The organism is Pseudomonas morbosilactucae, assembly GCF_023241665.1.
GTDB classification, from domain to species: domain Bacteria; phylum Pseudomonadota; class Gammaproteobacteria; order Pseudomonadales; family Pseudomonadaceae; genus Aquipseudomonas; species Aquipseudomonas morbosilactucae.
In genome coordinates, this window is sequence record NZ_JALQCX010000064.1 from 1 (window position 1) to 20,621 (window position 20,621).

The following is a 20,621-nucleotide window of genomic DNA, read 5'->3' on the forward strand; positions in this document are numbered from 1 at the left end:
GCGTTTTTGCACGCTATAACCTTCGGGTAAAACCCTCCTTGATGGATATCAAGAATCGATACAGAGCCCCTGCCCTTGCCGCTCAGGCGCGATGTAAAAGCGGCCCGCAGCTAGCCGCGCAACACAAAGGTGGGGAACAACTCGCGCAGAGCGCCCCACAGGTCTGCCAGAGGGGCGTCGGCGCCGGCATTGGGCAGCAGGGGGTCAAGCATCTGCTCGGTACGCACCCTCTGCACGGCAAAGCGCTTGACCCCCAACCCACTCAGGCGCTGCGCCAGGGTCAACAACCGGGCCGGCTGGCACAGGTGCCAATGCACGGTGGTACGGCATTCGTAATCCACACCACTGGCCAGTAACAGCTCAAGGCTGCGCCAGTTGGCCGCGCCACTGCCGGCGACCTGGGTCAGCGCCTGGCAATCCTCGGGCAGCGCCTTGACATCAAAACCGACCCAGTCGGCACCGCGCAGGGCCCTGGCAAACGCTGTCGGCTTGATCCCGGCACTGTGCAGGCCAATACGGAAGCCCATCGCCCGCACCTCCTGCATGGCGTTGAGCAAGCCGTCCTGCAAGGTCGGTTCGCCGCCGCTGAACACCACGGCATCGAGCAGGTCCTGACGGCGCTGCAAAAACGCCAGCACCCGCGGCCAATCCACCTCCTCGGCGCCGCGAGGCGGGATCAGTTGCGGGTTATGGCAGTAGCGACAACGCCAGGCACAGCCCTGGCAAAACAGCACGCAGGCCAGCTGCCCCGGATAGTCGATGGTGGTCAGGGGCACCAGGCCCCCAACCCTGAGTATTCGACTCATGGACGCTCGGCCAGCGCCGCAGGCTCGGTGAAGTGCAGCCGCTCGCGGTGCTCGGATTGTTTACCCGGATTAAAGGCCGAAACAGGACGGTGATAACCCATCACCCGGGTCCAGACTTCGCAGCGTTGACGTTGTGCCAGGGGCAGTGTTTGCGAGGATGCCATGGTGAAACTCCTTACGCTTGGGTGGGTTGAAATCAGTGACCGCTGTCGGCTTGCGCTGTTTGCAGCAGCAGCGCTTCGTCGCATTTGGGGCAGAACTCATGCTCGCCATCGAGGTAGCCGTGCACCGGGCAGATCGAGAATGTCGGGGTCACGGTCAGGTACGGCAGGCGAAAGCGTCCAAGGGCCTTGCGCACCAGTTGCTTGCAGGCTTCGGGCGAAGAGATCCGTTCGCCCATGTACAGGTGCAGCACAGTGCCGCCGGTGTATTTGCATTGCAGTTCGTCTTGCAGCTCCAGGGCTTCGAAGGGGTCGTCGGTGTAGCCCGCCGGCAGTTGCGAAGAGTTGGTGTAGTAAGGCGCTTGCGCCGTGCCGGCCTGGAGAATGTCCGGATAGCGCTTGAGGTCTTCCTTGGCGAAGCGATAAGTCGTGCCTTCCGCCGGGGTCGCTTCCAGGTTGTAGAGGTGGCCGGTGTCTTCCTGAAAACGCAGCAAGGTGGCCCGCACGTGATCCAGCAGCTTCAAGGCGAACTGCCGGCCATCTTCGGTGTGCAGGCCCTGCGCGTCGTCGGTGAAGTTGCGCAGCATCTCGTGCACGCCGTTGAGGCCGATGGTGGAGAAGTGATTGCGCAGGGTGCCCAGGTAGCGCTTGGTGTAGGGGTACAAACCAGCGTCCATATGGTGCTGGATGACTTTGCGCTTGACCTCCAGGCTCTCCATCGCCAGCGCCATCAAGGTGTCCAGCCGCACGAGCAAGCCGCTGGTATCGCCCTTGAACAGATACCCCAGGCGCGCGCAGTTGATTGTCACCACGCCCAATGATCCGGTCTGCTCCGCCGAACCGAACAGGCCGCCGCCGCGCTTGAGCAGTTCACGCACATCCAGTTGCAGGCGACAGCACATCGAGCGCACCTGGTTGGGTTGCATATCGGAATTGAGGAAGTTCTGGAAATACGGCAAGCCATAACGCGCGGTCATCTCGAACAGGCGGTCGGCGTTCTCGCTGTCCCAGGGGAAATCGTGGGTGATGTTGTAGGTGGGGATCGGGAAGGTGAACACCCGGCCCTTGGCATCACCGGCCTGCATCACGTCGATATAGGCCCGGTTGAGCAACGCCATCTCCGCTTGCAGGTCGCCGTAGGCAAACGGCATTTCTTCACCGCCGATCACCGGCACCTGCTCGCGCAGGTCTTCTGGGCACACCCAGTCGAAGGTCAGGTTGGTAAATGGCGTCTGGGTGCCCCAGCGCGAGGGCACGTTGAGGTTGTAGATGAACTCCTGCACCGCCTGGCGCACCTCGGCGTAGCTCAGTTGGTCCTTGCGCACATAGGGCGCGAGGTAGGTGTCGAACGAGCTGAACGCCTGGGCACCGGCCCACTCGTTTTGCAGGGTGCCGAGGAAGTTGACCATCTGCCCCAGGGCGCTGCTCAAGTGTTTGGGGGGCCCGGCTTCGACGCGACCCGGCACCCCATTGAGGCCTTCATGCAGCAACGAACGCAAAGACCAGCCGGCGCAATAACCGGCGAGCATGTCCAGGTCATGGATATGCAAATCCGCCTCGCGGTGCGCGCGGCCCACTGGCTGGCTGTAGACCTCGTCGAGCCAATAGTTGGCGGTGACTTTGCCCGACACGTTCAACACCAGGCCGCCAAGGGAATAGCCCTGGTTGGCGTTGGCTTGTACGCGCCAGTCTTCGCGGTCGAGGTATTCATTCATCGAGGTGGCGACTTCCACCATCGTCTTGCGGTCACGGCGCAGGCGGCCGTGTTGTTCGCGGTAGACGATGTAGGCACGCATCGACAGGAAGTGGCCGGCGTCCATCAGCACGCGTTCGACGCTGTCCTGGATTTGCTCGACGTCCAGGTGTTCGATGCCCCTGAGGCGAGCGAGCACGGCGCCGAGTAACAGGTCGACTTCGGTGGTTCGGTATTCGCCGGTGGCGGTGCCGGCGGCGATCAGGGCGTGGCGGATTTTTTCGGCGTTGAAGGGAACTAGGCTGCCGTCGCGTTTGTGTAGGCGGGTGCTGACCAGCGGGATGAGCGTGCTTTGCATTTCCGGGCTCCAAACACTACATATAGGTGTTTTTTATTGCTTTGACACAATATGCAGTGAGGCTACGGAGGATGAAGCGGATTGCCATTGATCGGGGTCAAGTTTTTCAGTGCGAGGATCTATCCGTTTTTGCGGTAACAGCTGATGGGGTTGCGCTCTTGCAGCCCTTCACCCCCCGCTCATGTTCATAAACCGCACCACCTGCACCTCCCCTGCCCCGGTAAAATCATGACGCTGCGGCTTCCCCCTCAAACCGTTGTGCAATGCCTCGATCAACGGCCCATCGTCCAACGGGTAGCGGCGCAGCAGCGCTCGAAAATCCAGCGCATTGTCTTGCCCCAGACACAACAGCAACTGGCCCTCCACGGTCATCCGCACTCGGTTGCAACTGCCACAGAAGTTATGGGAGTGGGGCGAAATAAAGCCGATGCGCGTATCGGGATGCCGCGCCAACCGCACATACCGCGCCGGCCCCCCGCTGGTCTCGGTGCTATCGAGCAACCCATGCTCCCGTGCAATCACCGCCCGCACGTCGTCACTGGCACAGAACGTTTCTCCCCGGGAACGCCCCACATCCCCCAGGGGCATTTCCTCGATAAAGCTGATGTCCACGCCCTGGTCGATGGCGTGCTGCACCAGCGCCGGCACTTCATCGAAGTTGCGCCCCTTCATCACCACGCAATTGAGCTTGACCCGTTCGAACCCGGCCTCCCGCGCCGCCTCGATACCGTCCAGCACCTGGCGCAAATCACCGTTGCGGGTGATCGCGCGAAAGCGCTCGGGGTCCAGGCTATCGAGGCTGATGTTCATGCGCTTGACCCCCGCCGCCGCCAACGGCTGCGCCAGCCGTCGCAACTGCGAGCCGTTGCTGGTCATCACCAGCTCCCTCAGCCCCGGCAGCGCAGCGATGCTGCGACACAAGCCGACGATGCCCGGGCGAATCAACGGCTCGCCGCCGGTCAAGCGGATCTTGCGCACGCCCTGGCCGACAAACAGCGCGGCCAGGCGTTGCAGTTCTTCCAGGGTCAGCACCTGCTGGCGTGGCAAGAACGTCATGTTTTTCGCCATGCAGTACACACAGCGAAAATCACAGCGGTCAGTCACCGACAGGCGCAGGTAATCGATCGGGCGCCCCACCCCATCCACCAGGCGCATGTCACTGCACCAACGGTGAGTCGGCGCCCTGCAAGCGGATGCCGCGAATGTCCGCTGCGCCGATCAGGGTTTGCAGGTATTGCACCAGGGCCTTTTGCCAGACGCCTTGCTGCAATTGGGTGCGGATCGCCGTCGCGACCACCTCGTAGGGCAACGGCAGGCCGTCGATCCGTTGATCGACGCTGATCACATGCCAGCCGTAGCGGCTTTCCAGCGGTTTGCCGGCCAGCCCCGGCGCCAGGGTGAACAACGAGCGTTCCAGCTCGGGCACCGTCTGGCCCTTGCTGATCTGCCCCAGAGAACCGCCCTGCGCCTTCGATGGGCAAGCCGAGTACTGCAAAGCCAATTCGGCGAAACTCCCGGGAACATCCGTCAGCCGCTGCAGCAGGCTGTTCGCCTGGGTCAGGGCCAGCGCACGGGCCTCGGCATCGTCCGGCGCACACTCCAGCAGGATGTGCCGCACCGCCAGCAATGGCGCGCTGTGAAAGCGCCCACGATTGCTCTGGTAATAGCGCTGGCAGGTCTCCTCGTCGCACGCCGGGACCTGCACCTCGCGCTCAAGCAACAAGCGCGTGGCCGCCTCCTCTTCGTTTTCACCGGCGCCGATGTCCAGGGCGATGCCCAGTTCGGCGATGCGTTGCTGCAACAACTCACGAATCACCAAGGCCCTGGCGGCCAGGTAAACGGCCTCCTCGCGGCTTTCAGCCGGGTGATATTGCAGTTCCTGGGCCATTGCCTGCGGGGTGATCGACACGTCATTGACGCTGATGATCGGCCATTCCTGCTCGCTGCTGGCAATCAGTTGCGCCGGGGCTTCAGCGGCCGCCGGCACCGCGTCATGCACCTCGAACGGCACCGGCCCGCCGCTCGAGTGTTCTGGCGCCTTGTGCTGAGAAGAACCGCAGCCACCGCTGCCCCCGTTACCGCCGCCACACCCACATCCACCTGCCATGATGCTCTCCTCAAAACTTCTGCCGAACGATTTGATAACGCCGTCCCAGGTACCAGATCGGTGCGCTGACCATGTGCACGAGGCGGGTGAAGGGGAACAGCACAAACAAGGTCAAGCCAAGAAACACATGCAGCTTGTAGGTCAAGCCAACCGGTGCGATGGCGGCCGCCGCGTCCATCGGACGCAACAACACGGTGTTCTGCGCCCAATCGGCGAGCCTCACCATGACCGAGCCGTCCATGTGCGCCGTGGACGCAACAATCGTCAGCAAGCCGAGCAGCAACTGTGCCAGCAGCACCAGCAGGATCACGATGTCCGAGGTACTGGAGGTGGCGCGAACCCGAGGATCGGTCAGGCGCCGCTTGACCAGCATCAACAAGCCGATCAGGCACAACAGGCCGAAGAACCCGCCGGAAACCATGGCCAGCAACTGCTTGTTCTGAGTGCTGATCACATGGTGATACACCGACGCGGGGGTCAGCAGGCCGACAAAGTGACCGGCCAGCACAAACAGCACGCCGATATGGAAGAAGTTGCTGGCCACGCGCATGCCCCGCGAGCTGAGCATCTGGCTGGAGCCGGCCTTCCAGGTGTACTGCGACAGGTCGAAACGTGCCCAACTGCCCAACAGGCAAATCGCCAGCGCCACATAGGGGTAAACCCCGAACAACAACAGATCCCACTTAGACATTGCCCACCTCCTGGGCGGGCACAGCGGCCAGCCCGTCATGCTGAAAATCGACCCAGTGCAGCGGCACAGCGCTTTCCTCCCGGGCCCGGCCCGGAGTGCTCGGCAACGAACTGCAACGGTCCTGTTGTTCGGCCTGGAGAAAGTCCACAGCCTCCTCTTCCCAGATTTTGTCGAGGGCTTCGAGCGAGTCATCCCGGGGTTCCGCGGCCACGTGCGCACGCAGCTCGGCCACCGCTTGCTGAGGCTTGGCCCCGGCAATTTGCAGCAACGCCCGGAAGCAACTGGCGTAGGCGCTTTCACGCTCTTCCAGGCGCGCGGCGAGCAAGGCCAGCAAGTGCGAGACATCCGCCAGGCCCTCCCGGGCCTCAAGGTCTTCGCGGGTGGACAGGAACTCCAGGTACAGCGGGATGTAATCGGGCAGTTCTTTAACGCCGATGGCAAAACCCGCCGCCTCGTATTGCGCCATCATGTCGACCATGGCCTGGCCCCGATCACGGGACTCACCGTGCACATGCTCGAACAACAACAACGACAGCGCGCGGCCCCGGCCAAACAGCGCACCGTAGTGCTCCTGCCCGTCCATCAAGTCATGGGCGCAGATCAGTTCCAGCAACTCGAACAGCGCGCCCCGCTGCTTCCGGCTGATTTCCCGTGCCTGGATAATGGCCTGTTCCAGCTCGTCGCGACCGCCCACCAGGGTTTCGGTCGGGTAGTCGAGCAGCAACGAAATCACTTTAAGAATTTGCATGCTCACTCCTCCCACAACTGCACGGTTTTCAGAATGTCGCGCCGGTTGGCTTTCTTGGCGCCGAACAGATTGGTGTCGGAGCTGCCGCTGCAGCCACTGCCGAAGCTGAAACCACAGCCGGAACGCTCGGCAAAGGCGTCGCTCATGGCGTCCTCGCGGTGGGCGCTGGGCACCACAAAGCGGTCTTCATAGTTGGCGATGGCCAGGTAGCGATACATCTCCTCGACCTGGGTCACGCTCAAGCCCACCTCCTGGAGTACTTGCAGGTCCTGGAGGCCGTCGACTTGCTCGCTGCGTTTGTAGGCGCGCATGGCCAGCAAGCGTTTGAGTGCACGCTTGACCGGTTCTTCATCGCCTGCCGTCAGCAGGTTGGCCAGGTAACGCAGGGGGATGCGCAGGCTGTCGACGTCCGGAATGACCCCGTTCATGCCTACGGTGCCAGCGGTGGCGGCGTTCTGGATCGGTGACAGCGGCGGCACGTACCAGACCATCGGCAGGGTGCGGTATTCCGGGTGCAGCGGCAGCGCGAGCTTCCAGTCCACGGCCATTTTGTAGACCGGCGAACGCTGGGCCGAGTCGATCACCGACTGCGGCACGCCATCGGCCAGGGCCTGGCGAATCACCGCTGGGTCGTTCGGGTCGAGGAAGATTTCCAACTGCTTCTCGTAGAGGTCCTGTTCATCGGCGGTGCTCGCCACTTCGCTGATGCGGTCGGCGTCGTACAGCAGCACGCCCAGGTAACGAATGCGCCCGACACAGGTTTCAGCGCACACGGTCGGCATCCCGGCTTCGATCCGCGGGTAGCAGAAGATGCACTTCTCTGACTTGCCGCTCTTCCAGTTGAAATAGATCTTCTTGTACGGGCAGCCGCTGATGCACATGCGCCAGCCGCGGCACTTTTCCTGGTCGATCAGGACAATGCCGTCCTCTTCGCGCTTGTAGATTGCCCCGCTCGGGCACGATGCGGCGCACGTCGGGTTGAGACAGTGCTCGCACAGGCGCGGCAAATACATCATGAAGGTGTTTTCGTACTCACCGTAGATGTCCGCCTGGATCTGCTCGAAGTTCTTGTCCTTGCGCCGCTTGGCAAACTCGGTGCCGAGGATTTCTTCCCAGTTCGGGCCCCATTCGATTTTCTCCATGCGCTTGCCGGACACCAGCGAGCGCGGGCGCGCAGTCGGCTGGTGCTCGCCCAGAGGCGCGGTGTGCAGGTGCTGGTAGTCGAAATCAAAGGGTTCGTAGTAGTCGTCCAGGCTAGGCAGGTCGGGGTTGGCGAAGAGGTTCGCCAACACCCGGAACTTGCCGCCGATCCGTGGGTTGATCGAGCCATTGGCATTGCGCACCCAGCCGCCCTTCCACTTGTCCTGGTTTTCCCATTCTTTCGGGTAGCCGATACCAGGCTTTGACTCGACATTGTTGAACCAGGCGTATTCCATGCCTTCACGGCTGGTCCAGACGTTTTTGCAAGTGATGGAACAGGTGTGGCAGCCAATGCATTTGTCCAGGTTGAGGACCATGCCGATCTGTGAGCGAATCTTCATCTCAGTTCTCCTCGATACCGGTCGGCAATGGGCGGGGCAAATCATCGCCGCTGGAACCATCGAGCCAGTCGACCTTGGCCATCTTGCGCACCACGACAAACTCGTCGCGGTTGCAACCGACCGTGCCGTAATAGTTGAAACCGTAGGCCTGTTGGGCGTAGCCGCCGATCATGTGGGTCGGCTTGAGCACCACGCGGGTTACCGAGTTGTGGTGGCCGCCGCGGGTTTTGGTGGTCTCGGAGCCGGGCACGTTCACGATGCGTTCCTGGGCGTGGTACATCATCACCATGCCTTCCTTGACCCGCTGGCTGACCACCGCACGGGCGGTCAGGGCGCCGTTGACGTTGAAGCACTCGATCCAGTCGTTGTCTTCAATGCCGGCGCGTTTCGCGTCGTTCTCCGAGAGCCAGACAATCGGCCCGCCACGGCTCAGGGTGAGCATCAGCAAGTTGTCGCTGTAGGTGCTGTGGATGCCCCATTTCTGGTGCGGGGTGATCCAGTTCAGGACGATCTCGGTCTCGCCGTTGCTGCGCTTGCCCTTGACCCCTTCGATGGTGCGGGTGTTGACCGGTGGCCGGTAGCTCATCAATTGCTCGCCGAACGCCTGCATCCACGGGTGGTCCTGGTAGAACTGCTGGCGGCCGGTGATGGTGCGCCATGGGATGTTTTCATGGACGTTGGTGTAGCCGGCGTTGTAGCTCACGTGCTCGTCTTCCAGGCCCGACCAGGTGGGGCTGGAGATGATCTTGCGCGGCTGCGCCTGGATATCGCGGAAGCGGATCGCTTCGTGGGCCTTGGAAATCGCCAGGTGGCTGTGGTCGATGCCGGTGAATTCCGACAGCGCGGCCCAGGCTTTCAAGGCGACCTTGCCATTGGTTTCCGGAGCCAGGGACAGGATCACTTCAGCGGCGTCGATGGCCGTGTCGATTTTCGGCCGACCGTGGCTGATGCCCGCATCGCCTTCGTGATGATTGAGTTCACCCAGGAACTCGACTTCTTCATCGGTGTTCCAGTTGATGCCCTTGCCGCCGTTGCCGAGCTTCTCCAGCAGGGGCCCGAGGGACGAGAACTGCTTGTAGATGTTCGGGTAATCGCGTTCCACTACCGCCATGTTTGGCGCGTTCTTGCCCGGTACCGGCGCCACACCGGCGCTTTTCCAGTCGGTGCCGCCAAACGGCTGGGCCAGTTCGCCGACGCTGTCATGCATCAACGGCACGGTGACCAGGTCTTGTTCCACGCCCAAGTGGCCGACCGACATGGCCGAGAACGCCTTGGCGATGCCTTTGTAGATTTCCCAGTCCGAACGCGACTCCCACGCTGGATCGATCGCCGCCGACAATGGGTGAATGAACGGGTGCATGTCGGAGGTGTTCATGTCGTCTTTTTCGTACCAGGTTGCGGTCGGCAACACGATGTCGGAATAGACGCAGGTGGAGGACATGCGGAAGTCCAGGGTGGTCACCAGGTCCAGCTTGCCGATGGCGCCGTCTTCGACCCATTCGGCCTCGGTGGGCTTGCACTCGGTGCTGTGGCCGATGTCTTCGTTCATCACCCCGTTCTTGGTGCCCAGCAGGTACTTGAGCATGTACTCGTGACCCTTGCCCGAGGAGCCCAGCAGGTTGGAACGCCAGATAAACATGTTGCGCGGGAAGTTCGCCGGGCTGTCTGGCTGCTCGCAGGCAAAGCGCAGGGAGCCGTCCTGCCAGGACTTGACCACGTAGTCTTTCGGGTCCATGCCCGCGGCAGCAGCGTCGCGACAAATGTGCAGCGGGTTGGTGTTGAGTTGCGGTGCGCTGGGCAACCAGCCGGCGCGTTCGGCGCGGATGTTGTAGTCCAGGGCATGCTCGGGAAACTGCGACTTGTCAGCCAGCGGCGAGAGGATGTCGTGCATGCTCATCTTCTCGTGGCGCCATTGCGAGCTGTGGCCGTAGAAGAAGCTGGTGCCGTTCATTTGGCGTGGCGGACGGTTCCAGTCCAGGCCGAACGCCAGGGGCAGCCAGCCACATTGCGGGCGCAGTTTTTCCTGGCCCACGTAGTGCGCCCAACCGCCACCGGTCTGGCCGACACAACCGCAGAGCATGAGCATGTTGATCAACCCACGGTAGTTCATGTCCATGTGGTACCAGTGGTTCATCGCCGCGCCAACGATGATCATCGAACGGCCACGGGTCTTGTCGGCGTTGTCGGCAAACTCACGGGCGATCTGGATGGCTTTCTCGCGGCTGACGCCGGTGATTGCTTCCTGCCAGGCCGGTGTACCCGGCACGCTGGCGTCGTTGTAGTCCTTGGCCACGTTGCTGCCGCCCAGGCCACGGTCGATGGCCAGGTTGGCGGCGGACAGGTCAAACACCGTCGCCACTTTGGCCACCGTGCCATCAGCCAGGGTCACGCTGTGCACCGGCACCCGACGGAACTGCACGGCATCGCCGGCCACGTGCTGGAAGTAGTCGTGGGCTTCACCAGCAAAATACGGGAACGCCACCTCGGCGACGTCATCGCCAATCAGGCTCAATTTCAGGTCGATCTCGCGGCCTTCACCGCCTTCTTTGGCGAGGATGTTCCACTTGCCCTTCTCGCCCCAGCGATAGCCGATGGCGCCTTGTGGCGAGACCAGTTCGCCGCTCTCGTCGAGGGCGATGGTTTTCCATTCCGGGTTGTTGTCTTGGCCAAGGTTGTCGACCAGGTCCGATGCCCGCAAAAAACGGTCGGGCTGGAAGCCTGCGCCCGGGGCAAAACCGGTCATGGGCTTGAGCATCACCAGCACCGGCAAGTCGGTGTAGCGCTTGGCATAGTCGGTGAAGTACGCGCTGGGCTTGTCCAAGTGAAATTCTTTGAAGATCACATGGTTGAACGCCTGGGCCAGCGCGGCGTCGGTGCCTTGCTTGGGGTTGAGCCACAGGTCGGTGAGCTTGGCGACTTCCGAATAGTCCGGGGTGATGGCCACGGTCTTGGTGCCCTTGTAGCGCACCTCGGTGAAGAAGTGCGCGTCGGGGGTGCGGGTCTGCGGGACGTTGGAGCCCCAGGCAATGATGTAGTTGGAGTTGTACCAGTCGGCCGATTCCGGCACGTCGGTCTGCTCGCCCCAGACCATGGGCGAGGCCGGTGGCAGGTCGCAGTACCAGTCGTAGAAACTCAGGCACACGCCGCCAATCAACGACAGGTAACGCGAGCCCGCGGCATAGCTGACCATGGACATGGCCGGGATCGGCGAGAAGCCGACGATGCGGTCCGGACCGTATTGCTTGATGGTGTAGACGTTGGACGCCGCGATGATCTCGTTGACTTCATCCCAGTTGGAACGGATGAAGCCGCCCATGCCGCGTTTGCTTTTATAGGCGTCGGCCTTGGCCTTGTCCTCGACAATGCTGGCCCAGGCCTCGACCGGCGATAGGGTCAGGCGCGCCTCGCGCCACAGTTTGAGCAATGGCTTGCGGATCTTCGGGTACTTCAAGCGGTTGGCGCTGTAGATGTACCAGCTGTAGCTGGCGCCACGGGGGCAGCCGCGTGGCTCATGGTTGGGCAGGTCGTTGCGGGTGCGCGGGTAGTCGGTCTGCTGGGTCTCCCAGGTGATCAGGCCGTTCTTCACGTAGATTTTCCAGGAGCACGACCCGGTGCAGTTCACCCCGTGGGTGGAGCGCACGATCTTGTCGTACTGCCAGCGCGAACGGTAAACGTTCTCCCAGTCGCGGGACTCTTTGCGGGTCTCTCCATGGCCGTCGGAAAATTCGTTTTGCTTGCGATTGAAAAACCGCAATTGGTCCAGTAAGTGACTCACGGTGTACACCTCTCAGGCTTGCTGCGGGGTTCTGTGCCCCGCCCACGCAATGGTTGGGTTCGGCTCGACTCAGCAGGGCGTCGCGGCGCCTTTGCGCGCGTACCACCACCAGGTCACCAGGATGCAGCTCAGGTAAAAGCCCACGAACATGTAGAAGGCCGCCTCCGGGCCACCGGTCTGGGCCATCGAGGTGCCGAAGGACTTGGGAATGAAGAACGCCCCGAAGGCCCCCATGGCCGAGCTGAAGCCCAGCACCGCGGCCGACTCTTTGCCGGCATCCTTGAGCGCCTGTTCACGTACGGCCGCCGGTTTGCCGGCCGAGGCTTGCTCATGCTGGGTACGGAAAATCACCGGGATCATGCGAAAGGTGGAGCCGTTGCCCACGCCGGTGGTGATGAACAGCAGCATGAACATCCCGAGAAAGCCGTAGAAGTTGCCGCCCGAGGCGCCTTGCGCCAGGGCATCGGGGCTGCTGGCCGGAAGAAAGTGCAAGACCCCAAAGACCATCACGATCATCAGCACGAAATTCCACAAGGTCACCTTGGCACCGCCGAGCTTGTCCGCCAGCCAGCCGCCCAGAGGGCGCACCAGGGCACCGACCAATGGCCCGAGGAAGGCGAACTTCAAGGCGATGACTTCCGGAAACGCCGTTTTGATCAGCAGTGGAAAGGCCGCGGAAAAGCCAATGAACGAGCCAAAGGTCGCCAGGTACAACCAGCACATCAGCCAGTTGTGCTTGCGCTTGAAGATGACCGCCTGCTCGCTGAACGAGGCGCGGGCGCTGGACAGGTCGTTCATGCCGAACCAGGCCAGCAGCGTCACCAACACAATGAACGGTACCCAGATGAAACCGGCGTTCTGCAACCACAGTTGACCACCGTCCGCGAGGCCTTGCGGTTGGCCGCCCATGACGCCGAATACGCCGAAGGTGATCACCAGCGGCACGCAAAACTGCATCACCGAGACACCCAGGTTGCCCAGGCCGGCGTTGAGGCCCAGTGCGGTGCCCTGCTGGGACTTGGGGTAGAAGAAGCTGATGTTGGACATGCTCGAGGCGAAGTTGCCGCCGCCCAAGCCACAGAGCAAGGCGATGATCACGAACACGCTGTAGGAGGTGCTCGGGTCCTGCACGGCGAAGCCCATCCAGACTGACGGCAGCAACAGCGAGGCCGTGCTCAGGGCGGTCCAGCGCCGGCCGCCGAAGATCGGCACCATGAACGAATAGAAGACCCGCAGGGTCGCACCGGACAACCCGGGCAAAGCCGCGAGCCAGAACAACTGGTCGGTGGTAAAGCTGAAGCCGATGGCATTCAAGCGCACGATCACCGTGCTCCAGACCATCCATACAGCAAAGGCCAACAGCAGCGCAGGAATGGAAATCCACAGGTTGCGGGTGGCGGTCTGTTTGCCGCTGCTTCCCCAGAATGCAGGGTCCTCGGGGCGCCAGTCATGAATGACCGGACCTTTTTCAGGCGTTTGCAGAACGGACATGTTCTTCTCCTTGGGCAATGCTGGAAAACGGGGACGATGTCGCGGGCGGCTGTTTGCCCAGCAGCGGGCGCTGGCGGACTTCACTGAGGTACATCCAAATCAGAGAGACCCAGACCACGCCGTACATCAACATGAAGCAGGAAGAGCGCACGCCGGTGAGGTCCACCAGGGCACCGAACAGGATCGGCAGCACAAAACCGCCCAGGCCGCCCGCGAGGCCGACGATGCCGGACACGGCGCCCATGCTCTGCGGGTAGTCGTTGGCGATGTACTTGAAGACCGAAGCCTTGCCGAACGCGAAGGCGATGCCCATGACGAACAGCAGCACGGTGAACAGCGCCGGGGTGAGGCCGATGTGGAAGTCCACCGGGCCGTTGACGGTCTGCACCTGCAATTGGGTCTGGGGGTAGGACAGCAGGAACAGGCAGATCCAGCTGACCCACAACACCCACCAGGTCACGCTTTGCGCGCCCCAGCGATCCGCCAGCCAGCCGCCAACGGCACGCAACACACCGCCGGGCAGGGAAAAGCAGGCCGCCAGCAGCGCGGCGCTTTGCAGGCTGAAGCCGTATTCCTGCACGTAGTACTGGGTCATCCACAACGCCAGCGCGACGTAACCGCCGAAGACGATCGAGTAGTACTGGCAGTAGCGCCACACGGCCGGGTCCTTCAGCGCGCTCAACTGTTCGGCCAGGCTGGCGCCGGCGGCACTGCGGTGGTCTTTGTTTTCGGCACTGAGAAACCAGAACAGCAGTGCGGTGATGAACAGGATCGCGCTGAAGACTTTCGGCACCAGTTGCCAACTGCCGGCAGCGATCAACGCCGGTGCCAGAAACTTGGTCACCGCGGCCCCGGCGTTGCCCGCGCCGAAGAGCCCCATGGCAAAGCCCTGGTTATCCTTGTCGAACCATTTGGCGACGTAGGCAACGCCCACGGAAAACGAGCCGCCCGCGAGGCCGACGAACAAGCCCAGGACCAGGAACTGCCAGTAGGCGGTGGCGTGGCTGATGAGGTACAGCGGTGCCACGCAGGCCAGCATCAACAGCAGGAACACGCTGCGCCCACCAAAGCGATCGGTCAGCAGGCCCAGGGGTAAACGCACCAGCGAACCGGTGAGCACCGGGGTCGCGGCCAGCAGGCCAAATTGAGTGTCGTTGAGGTGGAGCAACTCCTTGATCGGCACCCCCAGCACCGCAAACATCATCCAGACCATGAAGCAGACCGTGAAGGCCAGCGTGCTCATGCCCAGCACCAAGCCTTGTCGTACGCGGGGTTGGGTCACAGTGCTCTCCAGTCAGTTAGCCATGGCGGCAGACTAGAGAGGCGAACCCCGCAAAAACTTGACCCATATCAACGAAGCCCAGGGGGCTACAAGCCTATGCTGCGCCGTTCTACCTCTTAGGAGGTAGCCTCTACATTCCGTTAAACCCCTTGTGTATCAGCAACTTAATACTCTCAAGCAGCCATTTTGCCGTCCAGGAACAGTCGGCAACTCTTTAGAGGTAGCGCGCCCAGGATCGGCAGCCAAACCACACCGGACGCTCTCCATGCCCTGTTATCCCTTTCTGAATGCGGACCTGCACTGATGCTGCACTGGTTACGCAGCTCCCTGCCCGCGCGTGCCGGGCTGGCGGTGATCCTGATCGCCGTGCTCGCCCTCGCCAGCTCCTTGAGTGCCGGATTGATCGCCTGGTTCAGCCAGGGTGATGGGGCTGCGATCAACACCGCAGGCTCGGTGCGCATGGAGACTTACCACCTGAGCTGGAAACTCGCCGCCAACGCCCCCGCCGCCGACATCGCGAGCATCACCCAGAGCCTGCAAACCCGCCTCAATAGCCAGTCACTCAAGGCGGTGCTGGAAGATGGTCCGAGCACCGCGCTGCACAGCAGCTATGGGCAAATCCAGCAGTACTGGAACGCGGACCTGCTGCCGGCACTGCAGCGCGGCGATGCTGCCGCGTACCAGTCCAAGGCGCCGGCATTCGTCGAACAACTGAACCAGTTCGTCCACTTGTTGCAGCGCCAGAGCGAACAGAAACAGGGCTGGCAGCAGATGATCCAGGGCCTGGCCCTGTTCACCACCCTGCTGGTCTTGCTGCTGGGGCTCTACGAACTGCAATACGGCGTGGTCATGCCGCTGCAAGAATTGGTCGCCGCGACCCAACGCTTTCGGCGGGGCGACTTCAAGGTCAGGGTCAACCACCAGTCCCACGACGAACTGGGCCAGTTGGCCACAAGCTTCAACGCCATGGCCGAGACAATCGCCGACTCCCACCGCACCCTGGAGCATCAGGTCCAGCAAAAGACCCTGAACCTGCAACAAGCTAACGCCGCCCTCGAACTGCTCTATCAAAGCAGCCAAAGCCTGGCCACGCGCCTGGCGAATGCCGAGGGGCTGGATGAGTTGATCCGGCGCTTCCAACAACGCCTGCCCGGCCTGCGCCTGTCCCTGTGCCTGCAAGGTCACTTGCAGGCACCGGCCCAGCAATTGATCGCCCTGCACGGCGCCAACAGCCGGGATGTATGCGCCAGCAGCGACTGCGCCACGTGCCAGAAGCACCATCAGCAGAGCCTGCAAACCTTCAGCATCAGCAACCAGGGCAATGAACTGGGCGAACTCAAGGCGCACTTTATCGACGGGCACGGCGCCCAAGCCTGGGAAACCCAGTTGATCCAGGCCCTGGCCAACCTTATCGGCACGTCACTTTCGCTCAAGCGTCAGCGCGAGCAGGATCATCGCCTGTTACTGCTGGAGGAGCGCACCATTATTGCCCGCGAGCTCCACGACTCACTGGCCCAGGCCCTGTCCTACATGAAGTTGCAAGTCAGCCGCATGCAGACCCTGATGCGCCGGGGCGAACCGGTCGCCACCCTGGAGACCGTCACCGGCGAATTGCGCGAAGGGCTGAACACGGCTTACCGCCAATTGCGCGAACTGCTGACCACCTTTCGCCTGCAGATTCACGATGAAGGGCTGGTTCAGGAACTCAAGGACACCGCCGAGGAGTTCTCCCGCCGCGGGGAGTTCCAGGTGCACCTGCACGTCGATGCCTTGGCCTTCCAGCTCTCGGCCAGCGAGCAAATCCACCTCTTGCAGATCACCCGCGAGGCACTGTCCAACTGCCTGCGCCACGCCCATGCAGAAAACGCCTGGCTGCAACTGCGCCAGGACGGCGAGACCGTCAGGCTCTCGGTCGAAGACGATGGCCGTGGTTTCAGCGGCACGGTCGACCAGCGCGAGCACCATGGCTTGAACATCATGGATGAGCGCGCTCGCAGCCTGCACGGCCGGTTGCAGATCGTCTCCAGGGAGCCCCAAGGCACCCGCGTCCAATTGGCCTTCCAGCCGGAATTCCTCGGACAGCACACAGAAGGTAGCGTCACATGAAACCTGCTCTGCAACACAGCATCCTGCTGGTCGATGACCATCCGATGATGCGGCGTGGCATCCGCCAGATGCTCGAACTCGAAGACGATTTCAACATCGTCGGTGAAGCCGGCAACGGCGAAGAAACCCTCAGCCTCATCGAACCGCTGCAACCGGACCTGGTCCTGCTGGACAACAACATGCCGCAAATGAACGGCATCGAGACCCTGCGCCGCTTGAGGGCCCTGCATTACACCGGCAAAGTCTTGCTGTTCACCGTGTCGGATGACGAAGACGATATTCGTGATGCCCTGCGCCTGGATGCCGACGGTTATCTGCTCAAGGACATGGAGCCCGAACTGCTGGTGCAGTACATCCGTGATGCCCTGGATGGCGCGCTGGTCATCAGCCCGGGGCTGACCCGGGTCATGGCCCAGGCGCTACGCGCACCGGCGCGCCAGCCCGTGGTGGAGCTGACCGAACGTGAGCGCCAGGTGCTGAAAACCATCGCCAGCGGCTTCAGCAACAAGGTCATCGGGCACAAACTGGGGATCACCGAAGGAACGGTCAAGGTTCACGTCAAGAACCTGCTGCACAAACTCGGCTTGCGTTCGCGGGTTGAAGCCGCCGTGTGGGCCATGGAGCATCTGCGCGGCTCCAACTGATCGCCATCCCTCCTTGGAGGTAGGCCTGCCGAGGCATAGGTTGGCGGGCCCGCGCGCTCTACTATGAGCGCCCGCGGAGGTACCCCATGCTCACCCACCCTGCCATCGTTTCAACCTTGCGCCGGCATCACTTGTTCAACCAACTGCCGGACAACGTCTTCCAGGATGTCTGCAACCTGGCCCAGCTCAAGCGCCTGAGCGTCCAGAGCACGCTGATACACCAGGGGGAGCCGGCCAAGCGGTTTTTCCTGCTGGTGAGTGGCCAGGTCAAGTTGTACCGACTCACAGGCGAAGGCCAAGAGAACCTGCTGGAGATTATCCAGCCCGGGCAGACCTTCGCCGAAGCCTTGCTGTTCAGCCACACCCGGTATTACCCGGTGAGCGCCACGGCGCTGAAGGACAGCGTGCTGGTGAGCATCGAAGGCAACCACTATCGCAGCGCCCTGGAGGACCAGCCCAAGGTCTGCCTGGCCGTCCTGGCCAGCATGAGCGTGCACCTGCATCAGCGCCTGAGAGACATCGATACCCTGACCCTGGCCAGTGCCAGCCGCCGGGTGGTCAGCTTTCTACTTCAGGAGCGCGACCCGGGCAGCGATGTGGTGGTGTTGCAAATCCCCAAGCGCCTGGTGGCCTCGAAGCTGGGGATTCAACCGGAAACCTTTTCGCGCATTTTGCACCGTCTGGTGGAGAGCGGCCTGATCGCCGTCGAGCGACGCACAATCAGCATCCTCGCCGCCGACCAGCTAGCCGCTTTCCACTAGGCCGTCTCTCACCCCCCTTTCCGCCACCAGGCCCTTCCCTGCCCGCTCCAGGTTGCGCCACAGCCAGGTCGGCAATACGTCGGGGTCCAGGCTGTCGATCAGGTTTTTCACCGCCAGCCCCAGTTCGGTATCGCCTTCGATGACCAGTCGCCGGCGAAAAAACAACGTGTCCGGGTCTTCCTGGCGGCTGGCCAGGAGCAAGAACTCTCGCCAGTGGCCGCTGATGGTCACGTGCGCCGCGGCGTGCTGGGCAATCTGCAACCCCTGATGGCCGAGGGTCACGTACCAGGACAGGCGCAAATCCGTAATGCGCAGGCACAGCCAACGCCCGCGCAACACCTCGAAGCCGCCTTCTCGCAGCGGCTCGGCGAGGCAGCGATTCAGCGCTTGCTGCAACGCCAGGCGCTGCACCACAAAGGGCACGCGGTGCACCAACGGCAGTAAACGGTCGGCGCCTTTCAACCACAGGGTTTGCTGTTTCAACACAGCCCGACCTCCTCCACCCGCAGCATCCCGGCCTGGCCATGCCAGTAGCCGTTACAGCCGTCGACGAACAACGGTGGGGTCTCGCCCAGGCGCACTCGATGATAGGCGTCAATCACCTCGGCCATGCCCTGGGCACGAGGGCTCAAGCGCAGCAAGTCGGCCCCGCACGCCAGCAAGCCGGCATAGTCCGCCAACAGGTTGGTGACCTCGGCCGACATTGTTTGAATGCCGTTGAGGGTGAACAACGCCTGCCCTTCCTGGCTGGTCAGCGCCAGGCCATCGGGGTAGTCGATGCAACAAAACTGGCAATCGTCCTTCGGCCGGTTCTGCGCGCGGGCGGTAAAGCAGCGGGCGGAGTAAGCCAGCGGCAAATGCCCATAGGCGAAGACTTCGACTTGCGGCACGCTGCGACCCAGATCGCGCACCTGCTCGAGCACCTCGCCAATCAGCGTGGCGGAACACTCCACCGGCGGCACCCAGCGGATCATTCCGCAGTCCAGCAGTTGCGCCAGGGTGTGGCCGTTGTACACATTCAGCGCCGGGCCACCCACGAACGGCACCTTGCGCTCGGCCAGGAGCTGCACCGCGCCTATGTCGTTGGCCTCTACCAGCAGTTGGCCGTTGTCGCAGAGCCGGCGCAGGCTGGAGAGTTCGGACGCGGCTTCGAGCAGCGTCAGGCTGGAAAGCACCAACTGTGCCTGACTGCACGCTTGCAATTCCCGGCCCAACCCCAGCCATTGATCCAGGGAAAACGCCCGGCGTTTCGAACAGACAGTTTCCCCCAGATAGATCACATCCAAGGGCATCGCCGCCATCTCGGCGTAAAAGTGGCTGAGTTGCTCTTTGTCCCAATAAAACAGAACCGGCCCCAGACTGAGCTTCATGTGTCGTCCCTCATTGCCATGATCGATGGTAAGCACCCAGGGTGGTCTGGTTGCCTTCGGACAAGCCGGCCAGCACCCGGCGCCATTCCTCCTTGACTCGAAAGCTGCCGGGCGCACTGCGGTGGGCGTCCAGTGCCGCCCGCCAGACACGCGTCACTTGCTCGACGTACGCCGGGCTGCGTTGACGACCTTCGATCTTCACCGCCTCGACACCGATGGCCGCCAGCTCCGGCAGCAGGTCCAGGGTGTCGAGGCTGGTCGGTTCTTCAAGGGCATGGAAGCGTTGGCCCGCCACCAGAAAGCGACCTTTGCACAAGGTCGGGTAACCGGCAGGCTCATCGGGGCCGTAACGGTCGATCAGCACTTCGCTGAGGCGCGCACTCAAGCCGTCGGCCTCCTCGCTCCAGCGCACGGCCTTGGCCGGCGAACAGACACCGCACAGGTTCGGTGACTCGCCGGTGATGTAGGAAGACAGATGGCAGCGCCCTTCGGCCATGATGCACAGGCTGCCGAAGCCAAACACTTCAATGGGCACCGGACTGCTGGCGGCGACCTGGCGCACCTGGGCCAACGACAGCACCCGGGGCAGCACGGCGCGACGAATAGCGTAGCGCTGGGCATAAAACTCCAGCGCGGCAGCATGGGTCGCCGAGCCCTGGACCGACAGGTGCAAGGCCAGTTGCGGATGCCGCCGGCAGGCGTAGTCGAGAACCCCGGGGTCGGCGGCTATCAGTGCATCCACGCCGACATCGGCGGCACGGTCCACCGCGCGCTGCCAGCGCTCCCAGCCCTTGGGTTGGGGGTAGGTGTTAACCGCGACATAAAGTTTGCGTTGATGCTGGCGGATATGGGCAACGGCGGCATCGAACTGTTTATCGTCCATGTTCAGGCCGGCGAAATGCCGGGCATTGGTGTCATCGCGAAAGCCGACGTAAACCGCATCGGCGCCTTGGCGCACCGCTGCTTTAAGCGCAGGCAGATTGCCTGCCGGGCAGACCAGTTGCATGGCTAATCCTCGTGAAAAAACCGGTCGGGCCTTTGCCCGGTGCCTCGGGTGCACCGCTCAAAAAAAGCCCGCGGCCAGTCT

The 20,621-nt window shown here is 62.5% G+C and carries 17 protein-coding genes; 3 read left to right on the forward strand and 14 right to left on the reverse strand.

The features are described from left to right. Positions 1-110: 110 nt before the first annotated feature. From M1B35_RS28020 to M1B35_RS28070, 11 genes are all read right to left on the reverse strand, one after another. Complete coding sequence (locus M1B35_RS28020) at positions 111-806, reverse strand: anaerobic ribonucleoside-triphosphate reductase activating protein (protein ID WP_123333921.1); 696 nt, start codon at positions 804-806, stop codon at positions 111-113. Then, positions 803-970, reverse strand: a complete 168-nt coding sequence (nrdD, locus tag M1B35_RS28025) for an anaerobic ribonucleoside-triphosphate reductase (protein WP_123333923.1) — start codon at positions 968-970, stop codon at positions 803-805. The genes M1B35_RS28020 and nrdD overlap by 4 nt, the downstream gene beginning before the upstream one ends. A gap of 32 nt (positions 971-1,002) precedes the next feature. Beyond that, complete coding sequence (locus M1B35_RS28030; protein WP_268263671.1) at positions 1,003-3,018, reverse strand: ribonucleoside triphosphate reductase; 2,016 nt, start codon at positions 3,016-3,018, stop codon at positions 1,003-1,005. 168 nt (positions 3,019-3,186) lie between these two features. Beyond that, complete coding sequence (moaA, locus tag M1B35_RS28035; RefSeq protein ID WP_123333927.1) at positions 3,187-4,173, reverse strand: GTP 3',8-cyclase MoaA; 987 nt, start codon at positions 4,171-4,173, stop codon at positions 3,187-3,189. A gap of 1 nt (position 4,174) precedes the next feature. Next, positions 4,175-5,125, reverse strand: coding sequence for a peptidylprolyl isomerase (locus tag M1B35_RS28040; RefSeq protein ID WP_123333929.1), 951 nt, complete (start codon positions 5,123-5,125; stop codon positions 4,175-4,177). A 10-nt stretch (positions 5,126-5,135) separates the two neighbouring features. Continuing rightward, positions 5,136-5,816: a respiratory nitrate reductase subunit gamma gene (gene narI / locus M1B35_RS28045; RefSeq protein ID WP_123333931.1), complete on the reverse strand. Its 681-nt coding sequence runs from the start codon at positions 5,814-5,816 to the stop codon at positions 5,136-5,138. Next, complete coding sequence (narJ, locus tag M1B35_RS28050) at positions 5,809-6,564, reverse strand: nitrate reductase molybdenum cofactor assembly chaperone (protein WP_268263672.1); 756 nt, start codon at positions 6,562-6,564, stop codon at positions 5,809-5,811. Before narJ ends, narI begins: the two co-directional genes overlap by 8 nt. A gap of 2 nt (positions 6,565-6,566) precedes the next feature. Continuing rightward, positions 6,567-8,105: a nitrate reductase subunit beta gene (narH, locus tag M1B35_RS28055; protein WP_123333935.1), complete on the reverse strand. Its 1,539-nt coding sequence runs from the start codon at positions 8,103-8,105 to the stop codon at positions 6,567-6,569. A gap of 1 nt (position 8,106) precedes the next feature. Beyond that, positions 8,107-11,880, reverse strand: coding sequence for a nitrate reductase subunit alpha (locus M1B35_RS28060; RefSeq protein ID WP_268263673.1), 3,774 nt, complete (start codon positions 11,878-11,880; stop codon positions 8,107-8,109). Positions 11,881-11,949: 69 nt separating this feature from the next. Next, complete coding sequence (locus M1B35_RS28065; RefSeq protein WP_123333937.1) at positions 11,950-13,371, reverse strand: NarK family nitrate/nitrite MFS transporter; 1,422 nt, start codon at positions 13,369-13,371, stop codon at positions 11,950-11,952. After that, positions 13,349-14,653 carry an MFS transporter gene (locus M1B35_RS28070; RefSeq protein ID WP_268263674.1) on the reverse strand — a complete coding sequence of 435 codons (1,305 nt, stop codon included), beginning with the start codon at positions 14,651-14,653 and terminating at the stop codon, positions 13,349-13,351. The genes M1B35_RS28065 and M1B35_RS28070 overlap by 23 nt, the downstream gene beginning before the upstream one ends. A gap of 303 nt (positions 14,654-14,956) precedes the next feature. Between M1B35_RS28070 and M1B35_RS28075 the strand changes: the two genes are divergently transcribed. From M1B35_RS28075 to M1B35_RS28085, 3 genes are all read left to right on the forward strand, one after another. Continuing rightward, the gene (locus M1B35_RS28075) at positions 14,957-16,759 is read left to right on the forward strand and encodes a HAMP domain-containing protein (RefSeq protein WP_268263675.1); all 1,803 of its coding nucleotides are present in this window, start codon (positions 14,957-14,959) and stop codon (positions 16,757-16,759) included. Further along, positions 16,756-17,403: a two-component system response regulator NarL gene (gene narL / locus M1B35_RS28080; protein WP_268263676.1), complete on the forward strand. Its 648-nt coding sequence runs from the start codon at positions 16,756-16,758 to the stop codon at positions 17,401-17,403. The genes M1B35_RS28075 and narL overlap by 4 nt, the downstream gene beginning before the upstream one ends. Positions 17,404-17,489: 86 nt before the next feature. Further along, a complete protein-coding gene (locus M1B35_RS28085; protein ID WP_268263677.1) occupies positions 17,490-18,164 on the forward strand; it encodes a Crp/Fnr family transcriptional regulator in 675 nt (224 codons plus the stop codon). Here the strand turns inward: M1B35_RS28085 and ubiT are convergent. Genes ubiT through ubiU form a run of 3 tightly spaced genes read right to left on the reverse strand, consistent with a single transcriptional unit; the run spans position 18,147 to position 20,540 of the window. Further along, complete coding sequence (gene ubiT, locus M1B35_RS28090) at positions 18,147-18,650, reverse strand: ubiquinone anaerobic biosynthesis accessory factor UbiT (protein WP_268263678.1); 504 nt, start codon at positions 18,648-18,650, stop codon at positions 18,147-18,149. The genes M1B35_RS28085 and ubiT overlap by 18 nt on opposite strands. Then, positions 18,644-19,534, reverse strand: coding sequence for a U32 family peptidase (locus M1B35_RS28095; protein WP_123333949.1), 891 nt, complete (start codon positions 19,532-19,534; stop codon positions 18,644-18,646). Before M1B35_RS28095 ends, ubiT begins: the two co-directional genes overlap by 7 nt. 10 nt (positions 19,535-19,544) lie before the next feature. Next, entirely contained in the window at positions 19,545-20,540 is a 996-nt protein-coding gene (gene ubiU, locus M1B35_RS28100; protein WP_123333951.1) for a ubiquinone anaerobic biosynthesis protein UbiU, read from the reverse strand. Positions 20,541-20,621 lie beyond the last annotated feature (81 nt).